We start from the raw sequence: 18,138 nt of genomic DNA, 5'->3' as shown, positions 1-18,138 counted from the left end.
ACACCGAACGAGGTAGAGTCCGAATGGTTCGAACGGAACAAGGCAGCTTGAGGAAACCAAAAACTCGCTGTCCGAAAGCTTTCCGGCTCCTCAGTTGTGTGGCGAGGTCGAGAGTGTCGGACCGGCGGATGGGCCGCTCCCGTTGCGGGTTGCCCGAATTGCGGTTGTATTTTGAGTGGCCCGGGCGTGGATCGTCAGCGGCCTGCCTCGGAGGGAGATGGCAACTCCACAACTGATAGTTGTCGAATGGAGCGGCGGATGGATCTCGATATGGCGGCCCTGCGTGCGTTCGTCGCAGTGGTGGAGGAAGAGCAGTTCGGGCACGCCGCCGCCGTGCTCGGCATCAGCCAGCAAGCCGTGTCCAAACGCATCGCGAAGCTCGAGTCGCAGCTGGGCGCAGCGCTTTTCGAGCGAGGGCACGGCAGCAGCGTGGCGACCGGCGCGGGCGCCCGATTGCTGCCGCACGCGCGAGCGCTGCTGGCGGGCGCCGACGCCGCGGTACGCGCGGTGCGGGAGGAGACACGGCCGTTGCGGGTCGCGGTACTCGGTAAACGCACGGCCGCGACCGAGCTGATGGAGTTCTACCTCGCTCGCCATCCGCACTCCGACACCGAGATCGTCATCTCGAACGTCATCACGACCTCGCGCGAGGCGCTGCGCGGCGGGCACGTGGACGCGGCATTGGCCCGCGCTCACGGCGGGCCAGTGCGGCTGCCTGCCGACATCGTCGCCGCCCCCGCGTATCTGGAGCCGCTGCATCTGCTCGTCGGCAAGGATCACCCGTTCGCGGGCCGCTCCACGATCGCGTTGGGCGAGATCGCCGGGCATCCGGTGTGGGTGCCGGGCGCGGCCGTGCCATCGGAGTGGGCGGACTTCTATCGGGACTTCAGCGCTTTCAGCGGGATTCCGATCGACACGACAGGCCGGTTGGAGGGTTTGGCGCAGATCGTCGAACGCATCGCGGACTCGTCGTCGCTGATGACCTTCACCGGAGACGGCGGACCGACGCCATGGCATCCGAACGTGCGGCGGCTGATGATCATGGATCCCACTCCGGCGTATCCGCTGGCACTGCTGTGGGAGGCGGATAATCGGCATCCGGGCTTGCCGCACTTGATCGAGCACGTGGCCGACAAGTACAACCGGGACATCGCGACCTCCTGCTGGGTTCCCGAACCCGATCGGGCGCTGTTCGCCGTGCCGTGCGGCGCGGATGGTCGGTCCTCACCTCTACCATTCCCCGGGTGACCGGATACGACCAGCTCGACGCGTTCGAGCATCTCGACACCTCGACGTTGCCGCCGCGACAGCAGCGGATTCTCGCCACGATTCGGGATTGGGTGGTCCGGTACGGGTATCCGCCGAGTACGCGGGAGATCGGCGACGCGGTGGGCTTGCGGTCGGCGTCGTCGGTGTCCAAGCACCTGAAAAGCCTGGAGGAGCGCGGGTTTCTGCGCAGAAGCCGGTCCGTCTCGCGCCCGATCGACGTGCGGATGTTCGTGCCCGGCCTGGCGCGGCGGGAGACGGCGGAGGATTCGGTGGCGGTGCCGGTGGTCGGCGACATCGCGGCGGGCGCGCCGATCCTGGCCGAGGAGCACACCGACGACGTGATGACGTTGCCACGCGAGCTGGTCGGACGCGGCACGGTGTTCGGGCTGCGGGTGCGCGGTGATTCGATGATCGATGCGGCCATCTGCGACGGCGATATCGTGGTGGTCCGCAAACAGCACGAGGCGCATTCCGGGGAGATCGTCGCGGCGATGATCGACGGGGAGGCGACGGTGAAGGTGTACCGGCGGCGCAACGGGCATGTGTACTTGGAGCCGCGCAACCCGGCCTACGAGGTGATCGACGGTGATGAGGCGGTCGTGCTCGGGAAGGTCGTTTCGGTGATGCGGCGCGTCTGACCTGCCCGAATGGGCGGCGGGAGAGGTGCCCCGGTGGCGTCCGCCGTACTCTGAACGGCATGTCGGATTTCGCGCGGGCAGATTCCGGCGCCGGGTTCGAGCGGCTGGTGGAGTTGCTCGGCGGGCGCCGGGCGGTCGCGCTGACCGGTGCGGGGATCTCGACCGACAGCGGGATACCGGACTATCGCAGTCCCTCGTCGCCGCCGCGGAACCCGATGACCTATCAGCAGTTCGTCGGTGATGCGGCGTTCCGGCAGCGGTACTGGGCGCGCAACCACGTCGGGTGGCGGCGGATGGACGGTTCGCGTCCCAATCCGGGGCATCGCGCGCTGGCGCGGTTGGAGCGGATGGGTGTGGTCACGGGGCTGATCACGCAGAACGTGGACCTATTGCACACCAAGGCCGGTCATCGGCGGGTGATCGACCTGCACGGCACCTATGCGCGGGTGCGCTGCCTGAGCTGCACGGCGTTGGTCTCCAGGATGGCGCTGGCCGACCGGCTGGAGGCGGCCAATCCGGGCTTCGCCGAGGCGGCGGCGACCAACGGTCTCGAGGTCGCACCTGACGCCGACGCGGTGGTCACCGATACCGAGAGCTTCCGGATGGTGGACTGCGAACACTGCGGCGGCATGCTCAAGCCGGATATCGTGTACTTCGGGGAGAACGTGCCGAAGGAGCGGGTCGCCGCGGCCTACGAGCTCGTCGACGCGGCGGATGCGCTGCTGGTCGCCGGGTCGTCGTTGACGGTGATGTCCGGGTTGCGTTTCGTCCGCCATGCGGTCAAGCACGGGCGTCCGGTCGTCATCGTCAATCGCGGCCGCACTCGCGGCGACGAGCTGGCCGCACTTACGCTCGACGCGGGATGCTCGGACGTCCTGCCCGCTCTCGCCGGGCGCCTCGGTGAAGCCCGCGCCCCGGTTCCGGGCACTCACAGGCTGGAAACCGCCCACACCCCGTGATAGTCGAATACGCGACTTACCGGTGCCGGGTGAAAACTTTTCTTATACGCCGGCTCTGGTCGTTGCAACAGAAGAGGTCGCACTGCACTTGCGCAGTCGAGAATGGTCGTTGTCGTTATTTGCTGGGCAGGCCACATCCCTATCGGTACGCTCGAAAGTATGAACGGTGTTACCGGCATCGCAAGCGCGCGGCAGAAGCTTGCCCGCGCAGGGCACCACATTAGCGACCTCGAACGCATGATCTCGGAATACCAGGAAGCGAACCCGGTCGAAGTTCGTGTTTACCTTTCCTCGAGCGCCGAATGCGAAGACGAGATCGACTGCGAAGTAGCGGCGGTAAGTGTTTCCGAGGTGCCCGACGACTGGGCGCTCGTTGCAGGTGATGCACTGACCAATCTGAGGGCCGCGCTCGACCACTCCGTCTATCCGCACGCCGAGCATTTCCCGACCTTGCTGAGCCGTACGAACAGCAAGGGCAGGGAGATACACGTGGAGGAGATATTTGACGCCACGACTACAGCCATAATTCTCCGTCATCAGCCTTATAACGATCCTAGGCCGACACGCCATCCGCTGGGCCTTCTCTGCAGACTCGTCAACCGGGACAAGCACCGCCAAGTGCTGGTCACCAACTACTTCAGGACCGAGCTGATCTTCGCGCCATCGGATGACTATGAAGTCGTGGATATCCCCGGTCTAGCAGTCCACGAACTTGTGCCGGGTGCCGTGTTCAAGCATTTCCTTTTGAGGCTTCACCCTGGCGTGACACAGTCCCAGCTGACATACAACAACCGACTCGAGGCAACCGTCGTCGTCGATGTTCCTGACACAAATGACGATGTGCCGCTTGTCGCCAGCATGAGGGAGATTCACACACGAGTGTCGGAAATCCTGAACCAACTCGAAGCCGCCGGAATTCCATAACCGTCGCCGCCGCCGTGCTGCCGGCGGCAGCCGCAGTCGGTGCCATTGCAGGCAAGGGCGGCCACGTCGGAGGGGGCTTTGGCAACTAGACGTGCGGCCCGACGAGCGCGATCGCGGATTCGACCGCCACGTCGACGATGCCGGCGATGTCGTCGCCGTCCTCCACGGTTGTCGCGATGAGTTCCCGGAAGCCGCCGAACAGGATCGTCGCCACCTGCCGGGATGGTGGCCGCAGTCCGGCGGCCGCGAATTCCGGTGTGTCGGTGAGCTTCTGGATCAGTGCGATGAACGCCTCGGCCACCTCGCGCTGCAACTGGCGTGCGTCCTCGCCGAGGGCGGGGACGACCCGGATCCAGCTGAGCGTGATCGAGGGGTCATCCTGCGCGGTGCGGATCCATGCCTCGATGGCTTGGCGTACTTGCGTGCGCCACGGCACGTGCGGGTCGACCGCTGCGTCGATCTGCTGGATCGTCTCCTTGTTCCGCTCACTCAGCAGGGCGATGAAGCAGTCCTGTTTGCTGGTGAAATGTTCGTAGAAGGTGCGGCGCGAGGTGCGGGCGTGCCGCACCACGTCGGCGACGGTCGAGTCCTGATAGCCACGTTCGCGCACCGCGACGGCCATGCCGTCGAGGAGGCGGCGGCGAAACCCCGATTGCGAGCCGTTGTCGGCGGTGGTGCGGGGCAGGTGCTCGACATGTGTCACGAGAATCAGGTTAGTTACTCCTTTCGGCTGTCCGCGTGTCGCCTGCGGTGTCACGCCGTGACCTGTTCGGAGCCGTGACCCGGTCCGACGGTCCCGGTGGATTCGCCATCGTCGGGCCGTGCGCTGCGCCGGGTGAACTGGATCGTGCCGTCGTCGATGCGGCCGTATCGCAACGTGATCACGTCGTGGCCGTAACTCATACCCAACCGCCACGGAGCCCGGGAGCCCGCTTTGGGGAATCCGTCGATGGCCCGCAGCACATACCCGGCCTGGAAATCCAGCAGCGGCGTGGGGGACACGGCCGGATCCGGCCAGGGGGTGGTCTGGTGGTAGCCGCCCGCGTCCATGTGCCGCAGCAGACGGCAGACGAATTCGCTGACCAGATCGGCTTTCAGCGTCCAGGACGCGTTGGTGTAGCCGATGGTGAACGCGAAGTTGGGTACGCCGCTGAGCATCATTCCCTTGTAGGCCATGGTGTCTGGCAGTGCGACTTCCTGGCCGTCGACCGTGAGCCGCGTCCCGCCGAGCGCGAGCAGTTGCAGACCGGTGGCGGTGACCACGATGTCGGCGTCGAGTTCGCGCCCGGATTCCAGGCGCAGCCCGGTTGCGGTGAATCGGTCGATGCGGTCGGTGACCACCGTGGCGCGTCCGTCGCGTATCGTTCGGAACAGATCCCCGTCCGGTATCAGGCACAGTCGCTGATCCCACGGCTGGTAGGTCGGTTTGAAGTGGGTGTCCACGTCGTAGCCGTCGGGCAGTTGTTTCACGGTCAGGCCGCGCAGGAATTTCCGCATCTGCTGTGGCTTCCGCTGGCTGAACTGGTAGATCAGGGTGCTGACCAGCACGTTCTTCCAGCGGACGAGGGTGTAGGCGCGGCGCGGTCCGAGCAGTCGCCGCAGCCGGTTCGCCACCGTGTCTTCGGAGGGTACGGGCAGGATGTAGGTTGGCGACCGTTGCAGCATGGTCACCTGTGCGGCCGTCCGGGCCATGGCCGGTACCAAGGTGACCGCGGTGGCGCCGCTGCCGATGACGACCACCCGCTTGCCCGCGTAATCCAGGTCGGCGGGCCACTGCTGTGGATGCACCAGCCGCCCGCGGAAATCGCCGACTCCGGCGAATTCGGGTGTGTAACCCTCGTCGTAGCGGTAGTAGCCGCTGCACATGAACAGGAAGTCGCAGGTGAAGACGCGGGTGGCGCCGTCGTGTTCGGCCCGCACCGTCCAGCGCGACTCGGTGGTGGACCAGGATGCCCCGACCACGCGGTGACCGAAGCGGATGAACCGATCGATACCGGCGTCGGCGGCGGTGTCGCGGATGTACCGCAGGATCGACGGCCCGTCAGCGATGGCCTTGGCCTGGGTCCAGGGGCGGAATCGGTAACCGAGGGTGTGCATGTCGGAGTCCGAACGCACACCCGGATAGCGGAACAGGTCCCAGGTGCCGCCGATGACGTCGCGTGCCTCGAGGATGGCGTAGGTGCGGTCGGGGAACGCCGCCTGGATGTGGTGCGCGGCTCCGATGCCGGACAGTCCGGCGCCGACGATCAGGACATCGACGTGTTGGTTCATGACTGTGCTCCTGCCGTGCCACGGGTACGCAGTAGGCGTTCCAGCAGTGCGACCACGCTGTAGTAGCGGGTGGGCGCCACCCGCGCCAGGATGTCGAACAGGTAGGCGTCCGGGCCGACCAGGATCCTGGACTTGCCGTGTTCGACTCCGCGGCAGATGATTTCGGCCGTTTTCTCCGGGGTGGTGAGGGTCGCGGCCTCGAATTCGGCCGCCATCTGCTCGTGGGTGCGTCCACGGCCTTCGGGGTCCTTGTGGACCCGGGCATTGCGCGCGATGTTGGTCCTGATGCCGCCGGGATGGACGTTCACCGCGGACACCCCGGTCCCGCGCAGTTCCTGGCGCAGGGCGTCGGTGAACCCTCTGACCGCGAATTTCGCTGCGCAGTATGCGCTTTGATTGGGCATGCCGAGCAGTCCGAACACGCTCGAGGTGTTGACGATGACACCGTGATCCTGTTCGACGAGGATGGGTAGGAACGCTCGCGTGCCGTTGACGACGCCGTCGAAGTTGATCTGCCGCAGCCATTCGTCGTCCTCGGGGACCGCGTCGAGCACCGATGAGGAGACGGCGACACCGGCGTTGTTGAACACCGCGGCCAGCGGCGCGGGCAGCCAGTCGCGGACCTCGTCGGCGAAGGCGCGCTGGTCGGCGGCATCCCGCACGTCGAGGACGCGGGTGAGTATCGGTCCGGTCAGCAACGCCGCGGTCTCCTTCAGTCCGGCTTCGTCGATATCGGCGATCGCGACGGGTGAGCCCTTGCCCGACAGCAACTGGGCGAGACTGCGGCCGATCCCGGAGGCCGCGCCGGTGATCATGACCGGGTGGCCGGAAAGCGGCCTAGAGGTGCGGGGCATCGATGCTCCTGGGTTCGGCGGTGCGGATGTGGTCGTGGATGAGGTCGACGAGTGCCGGCCAGACGGCGGCGGGCAGGTCGTGGCCCATTCCGCGCAGGGTGTGCAGGCGGGCGCCCGGAATGGCCCGAGCGGTAGCGGCAGCGCCGGTCGGGGCGACCATCAGGTCGCGATCACCGTGCAGGACCAGCGTCGGCGCGGTGACGGCCCGCAGTTCTCCGGTCCGGTCGCCGGACTTCAGGATCGCGGCGAGCTGACGGCCGACAGCCGCGGCTGGAGCGGGGTCACGATCCCAGGTGATGGCCGCCGCCGTGCGCACGGTGGACTCGTCGAACGGGTATCCGGCCGAGGAGATGTGCCGGTACATGCGCACGGCCCGTTCGATGTGTTCGGTGCGGTCGCGTGCTGGTCGGCTGAACATCAATCGCCAGGTCGACCACGCTGGGCGTCCAACCCTGGCGGCGCCGGTGGTGGACATGATGGAGGTCAGCGTGTCGACGCGGGCGTGATGGCGGGCGGCGACGGTCTGGGCGATCATCCCGCCCATCGACATGCCGACCAGGTGCGCGGACGGCAGCTCGAGCGCGTCGAGCAGGCCGACGGTGTCCGCTGCGAGGTCGGCGAGGATGTACTGGTCGCGATGCCAGCGGCGACGGAGGTAGTCGACCGGGGCCGGTGGTGGGAAACCCGCGTGCGTCGAGCGCCCCGCATCGCGGTTGTCGAATCGAATGACGTGATAGCCGCGCGCCACCAAGAGTTCGCACAATCCATCGGGCCAGTCGTGGAATTGCTGACCCAGCCCGGCGACCAGCATGAGGGGGATGCCGCCGGTACCCAGTTGCTCGTAGGCCAAGCTGATCCCGCGGCCCACTTCGGCGAACCGCTCGGTCATGCCGTCACCTCGGCGGCGCGATCGCGGTCGGGCGCGGTGTGGCGCGGGGAGCGGCGATGCACCACGGCTCGGCCCTTCTTGGCGGGAACCAGTGCGACGCCGCGGAAGTGCACTCGTTCATCCCGCGCGTCGGTCGGTTCCAGGGTGAAGTCGCGCAGTAGGGTGCGCAGGACGACGTTCATCTCCATGGTCGCGAATGCGGCGCCGATGCAGCGGCGGTGGCCGCCGCCGAACGGAATCCAGCTGAACGTGCCCGGCCGGACACCGACGAATCGGTCGGGGTCGAAGCGGCGTGCGTCCGGGAACAGGTCCTCGTTGTCGTGCATCAGCCGGATGCTGACCACGACGTTCTGTCCTTTCGGCAGGGTCCAGCGCCCCAGCTGCATGGAGTCCGCCCGGACGGTGCGTCCCGTGAGGTCGATGACCGGCCGGACGCGCTGCACTTCCAGCAGCGTGGCTTCGCGCAGTTGCGAACCGCCCTCGTCGGTTTCGGCGACCAAGCGTCGCAGCAGGTCCGGATGCCTGCGCAGTCGTTCGATCGTCCACGCCAGGGTAGTCGCTGTGGTCTCATGCCCGGCGGTGAGCAGGGTGAGCAGTTCGTCGGCGATCTCGCCGCGACTCATGGCGGAGCCGTCGTCGTAGCGGGACTGCAGCATCATCGCCAGCACGTCGTCGCGTTCGGCGATGCGCTCGTCGGCGGCGGCGCGGTCGATGAGCCTGCCGACGATCTGGTCGTAGCGGCGGCGGTAGGCCTCGAACCGGGACCAGGGACCGAAGCGGCCCAGCATTCCCTTCGGTACCGGAATCGCGGCCAGCGCCGACCCGATGACAACCAGTTTGGGCAGCAGTTCGCGCAGCTGCTCGAATTCGGCGCCTTCGGCACCGAACACCGCGCGCAGGATCACGTTCAGCGTGATGCGCATCATCGAGTCCATCGTGCCGAATTCGCGCCCCGAGGGCCACGATGCCATCTCGCGGACCGCTTCCTCTTCGGCCAGCGCTTCGTACACGGTGAGTCGTCGACCGTGGAAGGGTGGGGTGAGCAACTTGCGCTGCTTGCGGTGTTCGGCGCCGGTGAGGGCGAACAGCGAGCCCGGGCCGAGGAATTCGCCGAGATTGGTGGCGATGTTGTCGGCGACGTCGGTCCCTGCGGTGAACAACGCCTTGATTTCGGCGGGCTCGGCGAGTACGACCGACCGGCCGAACCTGGGCAGGTGGATGGTGAACGCCGAGCCGTAGCGCTCGTGCATGCGCCGCCATGTCCGGGTGCGCCCGGTCAGTATTTCCAGGCTCTGCACGATCGGTGGTGTGGATGGACCATCGGGCAGTCTCACAGCGGGCATGCGCCCACCTCCCTAGCGTGGTACTCCGGTGTACCAGGGCTACGGTACGCTCACGTACCGACAGTGACAAGGGCCACTATCCCCGAGCGTGCGCCCGTTCCAGGACCGCGGCACATCGGCCGCTTCGAGGGTCGATCCTGCCCCGATGGGCCGCGAAGATCATGAACTCGCCACCGATGCGCCGCCGGTGACGCATAATCGGGTTCGATTGGCACGCAATGACATCGGGGGTCGATGGGGACGCGCAGAGCGGTGCTGCAAGCGGGACTGGTCGTCCCGCTTGCCGCCGCGTGCGCGCCTGACCTGCTGCTGGGCAGCGCGGATGCGGTGCGGGTCGGGGTGTCCTGGAGCGGGGCGGAACTGGCGGCCTTCCACGCCGTGGTGGATGAATTGCACCTCGGCTTCGACGTCGAGGTGATTCCCCTCGGCGACAACACCGACACCGCCTTCACCGCCGGAGGCCGGTCCGCGCCGGACGTGGTGATGCTGCCGCAGGCGGGCCGGGTGCGCGAACTCGCCCAGAAACGCGAACTGCAGCCGATCGCCGAGACGGTGTGGGCCGACGACGTCGGGACACGATACGCCGAGCACTGGCAACACTTGCTGCGCCACGACGGCAAAGCTTTCGGCGCGCCGTTCAAGGCGGCCGACAAGTCACTGGTGTGGTTCGACCGGCAGCAGTTCGCCACCTACCGTCTCGGCGATCCAGCCGCTTGGACCATCTCGGACTGGGTGAACCGGATGGAGGTGCTGGCGCAGTCGCCGATTCGGCTGCTCGCGCTGGCCGCCGCCGACGGATGGGTGCTGACCGACTTCTTCGAAAACGCACTGCTGGCCGAATCCCCCCGGTTCTACGACGAATTGGCGTCGAAAACCGGTCGCGAATGGGATAACCCCGCGGTGCGGGCGGCGCTCGGGCACCTGGGGATGCTGTGGGGACACCGCCATGCCTTTCCCGGCGGTGTCGGTGTCGCGTTGACCAGACAGTTCCCCGACGCCATCCGGGACGTGTTCGAGCACCGCCGCGCCGCGGCGGTCGTCGCGCCGGATTTCGCCGAGCCGATCGTGCGCAGCGGGGTACGGGCGTCCGGACGCAAGGTCCAGGACGTGGTCGGCGTCGCGCCTTTCCCGTCCGTCACGTCCGTGCCGGGGCGGCCGAAGATCGTCGGCGGTGATGTGATGGTGGTGACGCGGGAGGCGAGCGGCCGCGCGCAAGAACTCGTCGCGAAGCTGGCTGGTGCGCATGCGCCGCTGCCGTGGATCGAGCGCTACGGCGGTTTCCTCGCACCGAATCTGCGTACCGTGGCCGACTATTCGCCGCTGCTCGCGCCTTTGGCACGCGAGCTGAACACACGCAGCGCCTTCGACCTGTCCGATCGGATCGGCGCGGTAGGCGGGCGGGAAGGATTGTGGCGGGTGCTGACGGAGTTCCTGATCGCCGTCGCGGACGGCGCCCAGAGCCGGATGGCCGAATCCGTCGATCGCGCGATCGCCGCGCTGGACGCCTTCGAGCGGCGGCGCCGATGACGCTGCCGTCGGACTTCGAAGTCAACGGACTGCGCATCGAGCTGGCCACGCGCCGCATGCGCGGGCCACTGGTACCTGGCGGCAGGCCGCGGCGCTGGATCGGCTGGGCGGCGGGGCTGCCGATGACGGTGCTGACGGTGGCGCTGCTGGTCGTTCCGACCGGCTGGACGGTGTTCATCGCCACGCGAGCGCGTCCGGTCGGTGTGCTCGCGTGCGCGCTCGTCGCGGTGAGTGCGCTGCTGCCCGTGGTGCTTCGCCGCCGGCTGGCCGGGTGGAAGCGAATCCTCATGTGGCTGTTGTCGATTCCAGGGACGGTCGGCGGGGTGTGGCTGCTGGGCGGCACGATGACCACCGAGGGGCGGGACGGTTACCTGCGCACGTTGCTGTGGGTGGCGTTCGGGGTCGTGTTGCTGGGCGTGGCAATGGCGATCGCCTGGTGGGGTCGGGCGGTGCGGTGGCTGTGGTTGCCGCTGATCGTGCCGTTCGGGATCTCGGCGTTCGTGTCGGGTGTGGCGTTCCGCGTGATCTTCGGCCACGGCGGGCGATGGTTGGGGATCGAGGATGTCGGGGCCTACCGGTGGTGGCTTGCGGCGATGCTGGCGTCGGCGTTCCTGTGGACCTGGCTGGGATTTCTCACCGGGCTGTTCCGGGCGGGAATCCACGCGATCGAAGCCGATCCGGCGCGCGCAAGATTCCTGTATGGCGACGACGGCAGGCCGTTGGTGGTGCGGTTGTACGAGTTGCTGCGGCCGGTGGTGCTGATCGTCGGGCTCGGAGTCGGGGTCGCGGCAGCGCGAATTTTCGACGTCGTGCTGATCGGGGTGCCCGGGGCACTGGAGTATCAGGTGGACAGCGCGACCGTGCACTGGTGGCGGCTGGCCGCCGGAGGCGATACCGGCGCCGCGGCGGCCTACGCGCTGCCGCTGGCGGTGCTCGTGGGCTCGGTCGCGTGGCTGCTGCAGATCGATGTACGCAGACAACGGACGAGATGGCCCACGGTGCAGGAGATGTCGACCGCCGGACGGCCCGGCATGGGCCCGGTGCGGGTGGCCGGCATCGCGGTTGTCTCGGTGCTGGCGTTGTTTCCGATCGGCGTGCTCGCCTACACCGGCGTGCACGGGCACGACGGGTTCGGCTTCTCCGCGATCGGCCTGGTATGGAACGACGACGGACTGTGGCGCTCGCTGCTGACCACCGCATGGGTGGCGGGGATCGTCACGGTTGTCGTGGTGACCGCCGCGGCGCCGGTCGCCTATCGGTTGGCCGCGCTGCGTCCGCACGGGCCCGCGGCGCGGCTGGCCGTGGTGGGTCTGGTGGTGCTCGCGGTGATCCCGGCGCAGCTCTATCTCGGGCCGCTCGACGGTTTCATCGAGGCCAACGAGCTGTCCGGGACGCGAATTCCGTTGATCCTGGTGCACGCCGCAGCGGGATTGCCGATCGCGATCCTCGTCCTGCGGGGCGCCTTGCTCGCACCGCCGGGCAGCGCCGCCGCCGATGCTCTGCATGGTCTGGCCAGTTCGGGCACGATCGCGCGGCGGGTGCTCGCTTCGTCGGGACCCGCGCTGGGCGCGGTGGCGGTGCTGGAGTTCGTCCAGGTGTGGAACGACTTCTTCATCGGACTCGTGGTCAGTGGAGCGGGTGCGAGCCCGTGGTCGCTGCTGTTGTGGGGCGAGGCGCGGCAGTTCAACGAGAACGCCGCGCAACTGGCCGCGGGATCGCTGGTATCGGCGGTGTTGCCGGTGGCGCTGGTGTTGGCGACGTGGCGGCGCTGGCTGGTGCCGGGACTGACCGGAGGAGTGCTGCGATGAGGCAGGCCGAGGCGCTGGGATCGTTCGGCATGAGGAAGGAGTCGGCGCGGTGAGCGCTCACGCCGAAGCGATAGGGCAGACCGCGACGCCGAGATCGTCGATCTGGCAAGGGTTTCTGGGCACGGCGTCGGTAGTGGCCTACACGGTGCTGTTCGAGTTGGTGCGCACCCTCGTGGTCAACTCCTTCGGCGAGAACGCCCTGGTCAAGTTTCTCAACGGGACGCTGCGCTGGCTGTCGGTGCTGTTCATCGCGATGGCGGCAGGCTATGCGCTGTACCGGTTCGCCGCCGGGTACGGCGTGAAGGTGCGCACCGCCCGCGAGATGGACCTGATAGCGGGTCTGGTCGAACCGGGTCCCGCGCTGGCCGATCGCGCACCGCGCCGGTATCCGCGGCCACCGTGGCGGGTGTCCGCACTGGACGGAGATCCCATCGCCACGGTGTTGCGGGACCTGCCCGTGCGTGACTTCGAGAGCGTCGCACTGCTGGCCGTGCTCGACGCCATTCGCGAGACCGAGGGCAGGCTGCCGCTGGCCCGCCAACCCTCGGCGCCCACCGCGGCGATGCAGCTGTCGGATCTGCGCCGCCGCGGAATCCTGGCCGAGCACGGCGCACAGCGGTTCCGGGTGCGACAAGTGCCCAAGCTGCCGGACCGAGCGACCGTGACGGCTGGGCCGCGGTGGGCCGCGGCGGTCACCGCCTTGCTGCACCACTACGCCGACCGCGCCGGCCGCTGGGCGATCGCGCTGGAATCGCGGCGCTTCGCCGGGGGAGCTCGCCGGTGGTTCGAAACCGAGGAACGGTACCTGTGTGCGCTGGTGGCGGCGTGCGCGAACTCGGGAATACGTTTCCCCGCCGCCGCGCTCGCGCACCTGGTTCGGCTCGGCGATGCCCTCGACGTGTGGTTCGCGCGAAACGGGTTGGCGGAGCACGAGCGTGGGGTGGCCGCCGATCTGTCCTCGCTTCGCGGCCTCGACGAGCTGAACCGCGATCTCGTCATGCTACGGGCGGATCAGCTCACCCAGCGGCCGCGACGCTACCGTCCGTGGCGGCTGTCGACGAGCCTGGCCGCTCGCTGGGAACATCGCGAGGCGCTGCAGGGGTTCGGCGCGGTACCGCTGGATCTGGACGGCGTGGCCGATCAGTTGGAGACCGCCTGGTGGCTGTTGCCCCGCGACGATGTCTCCGGCGAGGTGTGCACCCTGATCAACCTGGCCGTCGTGCACATCGGGCAGGGACGGCTCGACGCCGCCCGGGATCGTCTCGAGCTGGCCGAATCACTCACCCGCACGGGCCGAGACCCCGACGGACGCGCCCAGACGCACGAGACCATGGGGGTGCTGTGGTGGGCGCGCGGCGAACCCCGCCGCGCCCTGCGCTGCTGGCAACTCGCCCTGACCGCCTTCCGTGTCCTCGACGACGACCCCGGCATCGGCCGCTGCCTGCAACACCTCGGCTCCGCGATCGTCGCCGCCCCCGACCACGCCACCCTGGTGTTGCCCACCGACCCGCCCCTCACCCGCACCGAAGCCCTCCGCCAAGCCAGCGGCTGGCTCGCCGAAGCCCGCCGCCGCCACCCTGCCGCCCGCCACGCCGAACACTATGCGGCGCAAGCACGCTCGGCCCTGCTCGCCGGCCGCGGAGTGCGCGACCAACTCCCACCCAGCCGCCGCACCCCACTGACCCGCATCGACCTGTGGCCTGCTGCACTGGAAGACCGAACCTAGATCCGGTCGGCAGGCCCCTCGTCCCCATGGGCATCGAGCCAGATTGCTCGAGCCACGTGGGCGGCCGATCCGAGGATGTGCAAGACCTGCATGGCTTTTGCCAGCGGGTGCAGGTACGCAGCTGCCGCCGCGTGACCAGCTGCAAGATCTCTCGGCTGCCAGAACATGCCGAGTTCGTCACGGCACTGACGGCTGAATAGCTGAAGCTATTGGGAGACAGGCTCTAGCTTAGCTAGCAGCTGGTATTGATCGATAAAATGGCAATACAGTGTTGCATCGAATGCTATTTCGGCACTTTCGCCTCGTATGGGGATTTGTCGGGACGTAGGCCGCGCCAGCTGGGATGGCGCAGACCCTCCGGGCTTGCTTCGCGATATTCGATGTCGGCGACGAGGACAGGATCTACCCAGTGGGCGGACGCGGCGACGGGGCGGGGCGGCGGTATGTCGAACGGCGTATCCGGTCGCGATAGTTCGGTGAGGCGGGCTTGGAGGGATCGCCGGTCGTGCATGGTCCATCCGGTGCCGACGTTGCCGATGTGGGCCAGCTGGTCTTGGTCGTTGTAGGCGCCCAGGACGAGTGAACCGAACGTCGTGGAGAACCGGCCGGTGCCGGGGAGCCAGCCCCCGACCACGGCCTCGGTGGTCTTGCGCAGCGGCGTTTTGATCCAGAGCGGCGAGCGGCGGCCGGGGTAGTACGCCGAGTCGAGGCGTTTGGCGACGATTCCCTCCAAGCCGTGCTCGCGGGCGACGTCCAGCAGCGTGGCGGGATCGATGTCCGTGTAGTAGGGCGGGGTGCGGGCGAGGGGCCGATCGAGGGCGAGGTCATCCAGACGCGCGCGGCGCTCGGTGTAGGGCAGGTTCATGATGGACTCTCCGTCGACGGCCAGCAAATCGAAGGCCAGATATTGTGCCGGGACGCCGCGCAGCAATTCCGTGCCCGGTGAGACCACGTGCATCCGTCGTTGTAGACGAGTGAACGACGGAGCCCCCGTTGCGGGATCGGGAGCGACGATCTCCCCGTCTAGAAAAAGTTCAGCACGCTCGCCCAGATCCACAAGCACCGCTGTGAGCTCGGGAAACGAGCTACTGAGATCCCGGTTGTTGCGACTGTAGAACCGGCATTCCTCATGCCTGCACCGGGTGATGGCGCGGATACCGTCCCACTTCATCTCCAACGCCCACCGGCCGCGCTCGTGCGGTGGCCGTCCGGAGACGGCCAACATCGGCGCCGGCACTGACAGCACACGCTCAGCATATATTCGGCTTCACTGCGCTTTTCGCGGCGAACGACCGAGTTGTACTGGTATTTTTACGCCCCTCTATGGACTTGGACCCCGCGCAGAGCCGACCCCTGCGACTCCCGGGCAACCGCGCGCCCGAGGCCCGTGGCCTCCACCTCCTCCCTGGGTGACTGGTTCTCCACCGATATTCAGCGCAGGGTGAGTGGGGTCTCGGATTCGACGCGGGTCAGCTTCTGCGGGTTGCGGACGAAGTAGAGGCCGGTGATGCGGTCGTCCTCGGCCCGGAACGCCATGACGCCATCGATCTCGCCGTCCAACCGGAAGACCAGTGCCGGGCTGCCGTTGAGCACGGTCGGGTCGACGGTGATCGTGGCGTCGGTCCTGCCGATGCCGCCGAGGATGTAGCGGACCACGTTCTCGGCGCCGCTGACCGGCCGCAGCGCTGCCCGCTTGACGCCGCCGCCGTCGCTGACCAGGACGACCTCGGGAGCGAGCACGTCCAGCAGGGCCTGCGGGTTGCCGGATTCGAGGGCGCGCTGGAACGACTCCAGGGCAGCCCGGGTCTCGCTCGCCGAGACCACCGACCGGGGTCGGCGGGCATCGACGTGCCCGCGGGCGCGGTGCGCGATCTGACGAACGGCTGCGGGAGTTTTGCCGACGGCGGCGGCGATCTCGTCGTAGCCGATCTCGAAAACCTCGCGCAGCACGAACACGGCGCGTTCGGTCGGTGACAGCGTCTTGGCGAACAGTTCGAGCACGGTGCTCCACCCGCCGCCGCGTTCGACGATGGTGTCCTGGATGGCCTTGCCGTCGACGAACTGGTCGAGGTGGCGGTTTCGAGGGTGACGCCGGTCCGCTCGGGACCTTCATCGCAGAAGAAGGTGTCGTCGGGGTCTGTCGGTTTCGAAGTTGCCTGCACGGATTTTCATGCTCGGCTGCACTCCTATCCGGGTGCGGTGAGACGCGCGCCGGGGAACGAGCTATGGACCGTCGTTGCCATCGCGCAGGGAATGGATCATGCTCCGCAGGATCCGGAACGCTTCTGACTGCTCGGTCTCGGTCATGCCGGCCAGCATTCTGACCTCGACGGACCGGACCGCTACGGTCGCCTTCTCGAGGCTCCGTCGGCCGCGAGGCGTGAGCCGCGTGGGAAGAACCTTCCCCACGGGTGCCTCCGCAGGCCTGGTCACGTAGCCGTCTCGTTCCAGGGCCTGGAGCAGCACGTTCATCGTCTGCCGGGTCACGAACGCGCCCCGCGCGAGCTCGGAGTTCGACAAGCCCGGTCGTTGAGCCAGCAGCTCGAGGCAGGAGTAGTGCGTCACGCTCATCCCGAGCGGCCGCAGCACCTCCTCCATGGCCGCACGGAGGATGCTCGACGCCTCTTTCAGCAGATAGCCCAGTGACGTCTCCAGGTCGACGCCGACACCGTCTTGACTCATGTCAGAATTCTGACATAGATTGGTCCGTGTCAGAAGGCTGACACGAAGAGAAGGAGCATCGTCATGCCCGCCACCGGCCCCGACTTCATCTCGCTTCAAGCGCGCGACCTCGACGCTTCGCAGGCGTTCTACGAGCGGTACCTCGGCCTCGTCCGCTCGCAGACCGGACCTCCGCACGCCATCGTCTTCGAGACGAAGCCGATCGCGTTCGCACTCCGCGACATCGTTCCCGGCACCGATCTCGCCTCCGTTGCTCAGCCCGGGATCGGTGCCGCGATCTGGCTCCACGCCACAGACGTCCAGGCCATTCACGATGCTCTGGTCACCGACGGTCACACCATCGTCTCCGCACCGATCGACGGCCCCTTCGGTCGGACATTCACCTTCGCCGACCCCGACGGCTACCAGGTCACTCTCCATGACCGCGCCTGACAGGCCGAACGCCACCGTACGATCACCGGCCCCCGCAGGCCGCGGTTGCGCCTGAGACTCGAGAATCCGGGCGACGTTACCCGCGCCGGGCGCTTGCGGTGGCCGATGTAGCCGCGCCGAAAACGGGTCGACTGGCCCGCGCCGATCTAGGCAGAGGTGATCGGGTCCAAATCGGCTGAGGGCTGGGATGATCCCGCATCGAGTTCCGGGGGGTCCTGCTCGGTGTGTGCCGCGAGGCGCCGGTCGATGACCGAGAGGGCGAACGCGCCCCAGCGGATGTTCTCCTGTTCGAAGGAGATTCCGCGCAGCAGCGTGAGATACGGGCCGATTCGTTCAGCCTCGGTCAAGTACGCCTGTTCGCTGCGGCCGTCCAGCAGCCGCGACCGCAGACGTTCGTAGCGGGCCAGTTTCGCCTTCGACCATTCCATTCGCTCGGCGACGGTGGCGCGGACGGCGGGAGCGTCCTCGATGTCCATGCCCTGCACTTTGACCAGCATCTCGTCGCGGATGGCGGTGGGTTTGGCGGGCTCGACGATGAATTCGTGCAGCGCCGCCCGCCCGGCGGGGGTGATGGCGTGCAGGCGCTTGTTGGGTCGGCGCTCTTGCTGCACGACCCGGGTCTCGATGAGTCCCTCGGTGGCCATGCGGTCGAGCTCCTTGTACAGCTGCTGTGGCGTGGCCATCCAGAAATTGGCCACCGAGGCGTCGAAGCCCTTGGCCAGGTCGTATCCGGACGCCTCGCCTTCCAATAGTGCGGCCAGCACCGCATTACGTAGCGCCATGTGTCCAGGCTACCACATGGCTATTCAAATTTTT

General features: G+C 67.6%; 16 protein-coding genes and 2 pseudogenes. 8 read left to right on the top strand and 10 right to left on the bottom strand.

Annotated elements, in window-relative coordinates; translation table 11 throughout:
- Positions 1-258 precede the first annotated feature (258 nt).
- The 4 genes from AB0M45_RS27060 to AB0M45_RS27045 all read left to right on the top strand — a co-directional run bounded on the left by AB0M45_RS27060 (position 259) and on the right by AB0M45_RS27045 (position 3,790).
- A complete protein-coding gene (locus tag AB0M45_RS27060) occupies positions 259-1,248 on the top strand; it encodes a LysR family transcriptional regulator (protein WP_364334987.1) in 990 nt (329 codons plus the stop codon).
- Positions 1,245-1,907 (top strand): transcriptional repressor LexA, encoded by a 663-nt coding sequence (gene lexA / locus AB0M45_RS27055; RefSeq protein ID WP_364334985.1) that lies wholly within the window; start codon positions 1,245-1,247, stop codon positions 1,905-1,907. The genes AB0M45_RS27060 and lexA overlap by 4 nt, the downstream gene beginning before the upstream one ends.
- A 59-nt stretch (positions 1,908-1,966) precedes the next feature.
- Entirely contained in the window at positions 1,967-2,866 is a 900-nt protein-coding gene (locus AB0M45_RS27050) for an NAD-dependent protein deacetylase (protein ID WP_364334983.1), read from the top strand.
- Between the two features lie 159 nt (positions 2,867-3,025).
- Positions 3,026-3,790 (top strand): hypothetical protein, encoded by a 765-nt coding sequence (locus AB0M45_RS27045; protein ID WP_364334981.1) that lies wholly within the window; start codon positions 3,026-3,028, stop codon positions 3,788-3,790.
- 85 nt (positions 3,791-3,875) lie between these two features.
- Here AB0M45_RS27045 and AB0M45_RS27040 read toward each other — a convergent pair whose 3' ends face one another.
- From AB0M45_RS27040 to AB0M45_RS27020, 5 genes are read right to left on the bottom strand one after another with little or no spacing between them, the layout of a single operon-like run.
- A complete protein-coding gene (locus tag AB0M45_RS27040; RefSeq protein WP_364334979.1) occupies positions 3,876-4,493 on the bottom strand; it encodes a TetR/AcrR family transcriptional regulator in 618 nt (205 codons plus the stop codon).
- A gap of 50 nt (positions 4,494-4,543) precedes the next feature.
- Complete coding sequence (locus AB0M45_RS27035; RefSeq protein ID WP_364334977.1) at positions 4,544-6,061, bottom strand: NAD(P)/FAD-dependent oxidoreductase; 1,518 nt, start codon at positions 6,059-6,061, stop codon at positions 4,544-4,546.
- On the bottom strand, positions 6,058-6,915 hold the full coding sequence (locus AB0M45_RS27030) for an SDR family NAD(P)-dependent oxidoreductase (protein WP_364334975.1): 858 nt from the start codon (positions 6,913-6,915) through the stop codon (positions 6,058-6,060). The genes AB0M45_RS27035 and AB0M45_RS27030 overlap by 4 nt, the downstream gene beginning before the upstream one ends.
- Positions 6,899-7,804, bottom strand: a complete 906-nt coding sequence (locus AB0M45_RS27025; protein WP_364334973.1) for an alpha/beta fold hydrolase — start codon at positions 7,802-7,804, stop codon at positions 6,899-6,901. The genes AB0M45_RS27030 and AB0M45_RS27025 overlap by 17 nt, the downstream gene beginning before the upstream one ends.
- The gene (locus tag AB0M45_RS27020) at positions 7,801-9,147 is read right to left on the bottom strand and encodes a cytochrome P450 (RefSeq protein ID WP_364334970.1); all 1,347 of its coding nucleotides are present in this window, start codon (positions 9,145-9,147) and stop codon (positions 7,801-7,803) included. Before AB0M45_RS27020 ends, AB0M45_RS27025 begins: the two co-directional genes overlap by 4 nt.
- Before the next feature lie 234 nt (positions 9,148-9,381).
- Here AB0M45_RS27020 and AB0M45_RS27015 point away from each other — a divergent pair, with 234 nt between their 5' ends.
- The 3 genes from AB0M45_RS27015 to AB0M45_RS27005 are packed head-to-tail and all read left to right on the top strand — an operon-like array spanning position 9,382 to position 14,208.
- A complete protein-coding gene (locus AB0M45_RS27015; RefSeq protein ID WP_364334967.1) occupies positions 9,382-10,674 on the top strand; it encodes an ABC transporter substrate-binding protein in 1,293 nt (430 codons plus the stop codon).
- A complete protein-coding gene (locus AB0M45_RS27010; protein ID WP_364334964.1) occupies positions 10,671-12,482 on the top strand; it encodes a hypothetical protein in 1,812 nt (603 codons plus the stop codon). The genes AB0M45_RS27015 and AB0M45_RS27010 overlap by 4 nt, the downstream gene beginning before the upstream one ends.
- Positions 12,483-12,531: 49 nt before the next feature.
- On the top strand, positions 12,532-14,208 hold the full coding sequence (locus tag AB0M45_RS27005) for a hypothetical protein (protein ID WP_364334961.1): 1,677 nt from the start codon (positions 12,532-12,534) through the stop codon (positions 14,206-14,208).
- Between the two features lie 44 nt (positions 14,209-14,252).
- Here AB0M45_RS27005 and AB0M45_RS27000 read toward each other — a convergent pair.
- The 4 genes and pseudogenes from AB0M45_RS27000 to AB0M45_RS26985 all read right to left on the bottom strand — a co-directional run.
- Positions 14,253-14,351: pseudogene (locus tag AB0M45_RS27000) on the bottom strand (exonuclease SbcC); the annotation flags it as partial.
- 140 nt (positions 14,352-14,491) lie between these two features.
- A complete protein-coding gene (ligD, locus tag AB0M45_RS26995; protein WP_364334991.1) occupies positions 14,492-15,433 on the bottom strand; it encodes a non-homologous end-joining DNA ligase in 942 nt (313 codons plus the stop codon).
- A gap of 206 nt (positions 15,434-15,639) precedes the next feature.
- A pseudogene (locus AB0M45_RS26990) lies at positions 15,640-16,191 on the bottom strand (sigma factor-like helix-turn-helix DNA-binding protein); the annotation flags it as partial.
- 240 nt (positions 16,192-16,431) lie between these two features.
- Positions 16,432-16,890: a MarR family transcriptional regulator gene (locus AB0M45_RS26985; protein ID WP_364334959.1), complete on the bottom strand. Its 459-nt coding sequence runs from the start codon at positions 16,888-16,890 to the stop codon at positions 16,432-16,434.
- Between the two features lie 63 nt (positions 16,891-16,953).
- On the opposite strand from AB0M45_RS26985, the gene AB0M45_RS26980 reads away from it, so the two are divergent.
- Complete coding sequence (locus tag AB0M45_RS26980) at positions 16,954-17,322, top strand: VOC family protein (RefSeq protein ID WP_364334956.1); 369 nt, start codon at positions 16,954-16,956, stop codon at positions 17,320-17,322.
- A 146-nt stretch (positions 17,323-17,468) separates the two neighbouring features.
- Here AB0M45_RS26980 and AB0M45_RS26975 read toward each other — a convergent pair whose 3' ends face one another.
- Positions 17,469-18,104, bottom strand: a complete 636-nt coding sequence (locus tag AB0M45_RS26975) for a PadR family transcriptional regulator (RefSeq protein WP_364334953.1) — start codon at positions 18,102-18,104, stop codon at positions 17,469-17,471.
- Positions 18,105-18,138 lie beyond the last annotated feature (34 nt).

Source organism: Nocardia sp. NPDC051787, from assembly GCF_040681325.1.
Classification (GTDB): domain Bacteria; phylum Actinomycetota; class Actinomycetes; order Mycobacteriales; family Mycobacteriaceae; genus Nocardia.
The sequence above is the reverse complement of the archived record's forward strand: the minus strand, read 5'-3'. Positions and strand labels throughout refer to the sequence as shown.

Bases quoted from the DNA above. Each gene is read 5' to 3' on its own strand.
- AB0M45_RS27060 (WP_364334987.1), top strand. From the start codon at position 259: ATGGATCTCGATATGGCGGCCCTGCGTGCGTTCGTCGCAGTGGTGGAG.
- AB0M45_RS27050 (WP_364334983.1), top strand. From the start codon at position 1,967: ATGTCGGATTTCGCGCGGGCAGATTCCGGCGCCGGGTTCGAGCGGCTG.
- AB0M45_RS27045 (WP_364334981.1), top strand. From the start codon at position 3,026: ATGAACGGTGTTACCGGCATCGCAAGCGCGCGGCAGAAGCTTGCCCGC.
- AB0M45_RS27035 (WP_364334977.1), bottom strand. From the start codon at position 6,061: ATGAACCAACACGTCGATGTCCTGATCGTCGGCGCCGGACTGTCCGGC.
- AB0M45_RS27030 (WP_364334975.1), bottom strand. From the start codon at position 6,915: ATGCCCCGCACCTCTAGGCCGCTTTCCGGCCACCCGGTCATGATCACC.
- AB0M45_RS27025 (WP_364334973.1), bottom strand. From the start codon at position 7,804: ATGACCGAGCGGTTCGCCGAAGTGGGCCGCGGGATCAGCTTGGCCTAC.
- AB0M45_RS27020 (WP_364334970.1), bottom strand. From the start codon at position 9,147: ATGCCCGCTGTGAGACTGCCCGATGGTCCATCCACACCACCGATCGTG.
- AB0M45_RS27015 (WP_364334967.1), top strand. From the start codon at position 9,382: ATGGGGACGCGCAGAGCGGTGCTGCAAGCGGGACTGGTCGTCCCGCTT.
- AB0M45_RS27010 (WP_364334964.1), top strand. From the start codon at position 10,671: ATGACGCTGCCGTCGGACTTCGAAGTCAACGGACTGCGCATCGAGCTG.
- ligD (WP_364334991.1), bottom strand. From the start codon at position 15,433: ATGTTGGCCGTCTCCGGACGGCCACCGCACGAGCGCGGCCGGTGGGCG.
- AB0M45_RS26985 (WP_364334959.1), bottom strand. From the start codon at position 16,890: ATGAGTCAAGACGGTGTCGGCGTCGACCTGGAGACGTCACTGGGCTAT.
- AB0M45_RS26980 (WP_364334956.1), top strand. From the start codon at position 16,954: ATGCCCGCCACCGGCCCCGACTTCATCTCGCTTCAAGCGCGCGACCTC.
- AB0M45_RS26975 (WP_364334953.1), bottom strand. From the start codon at position 18,104: ATGGCGCTACGTAATGCGGTGCTGGCCGCACTATTGGAAGGCGAGGCG.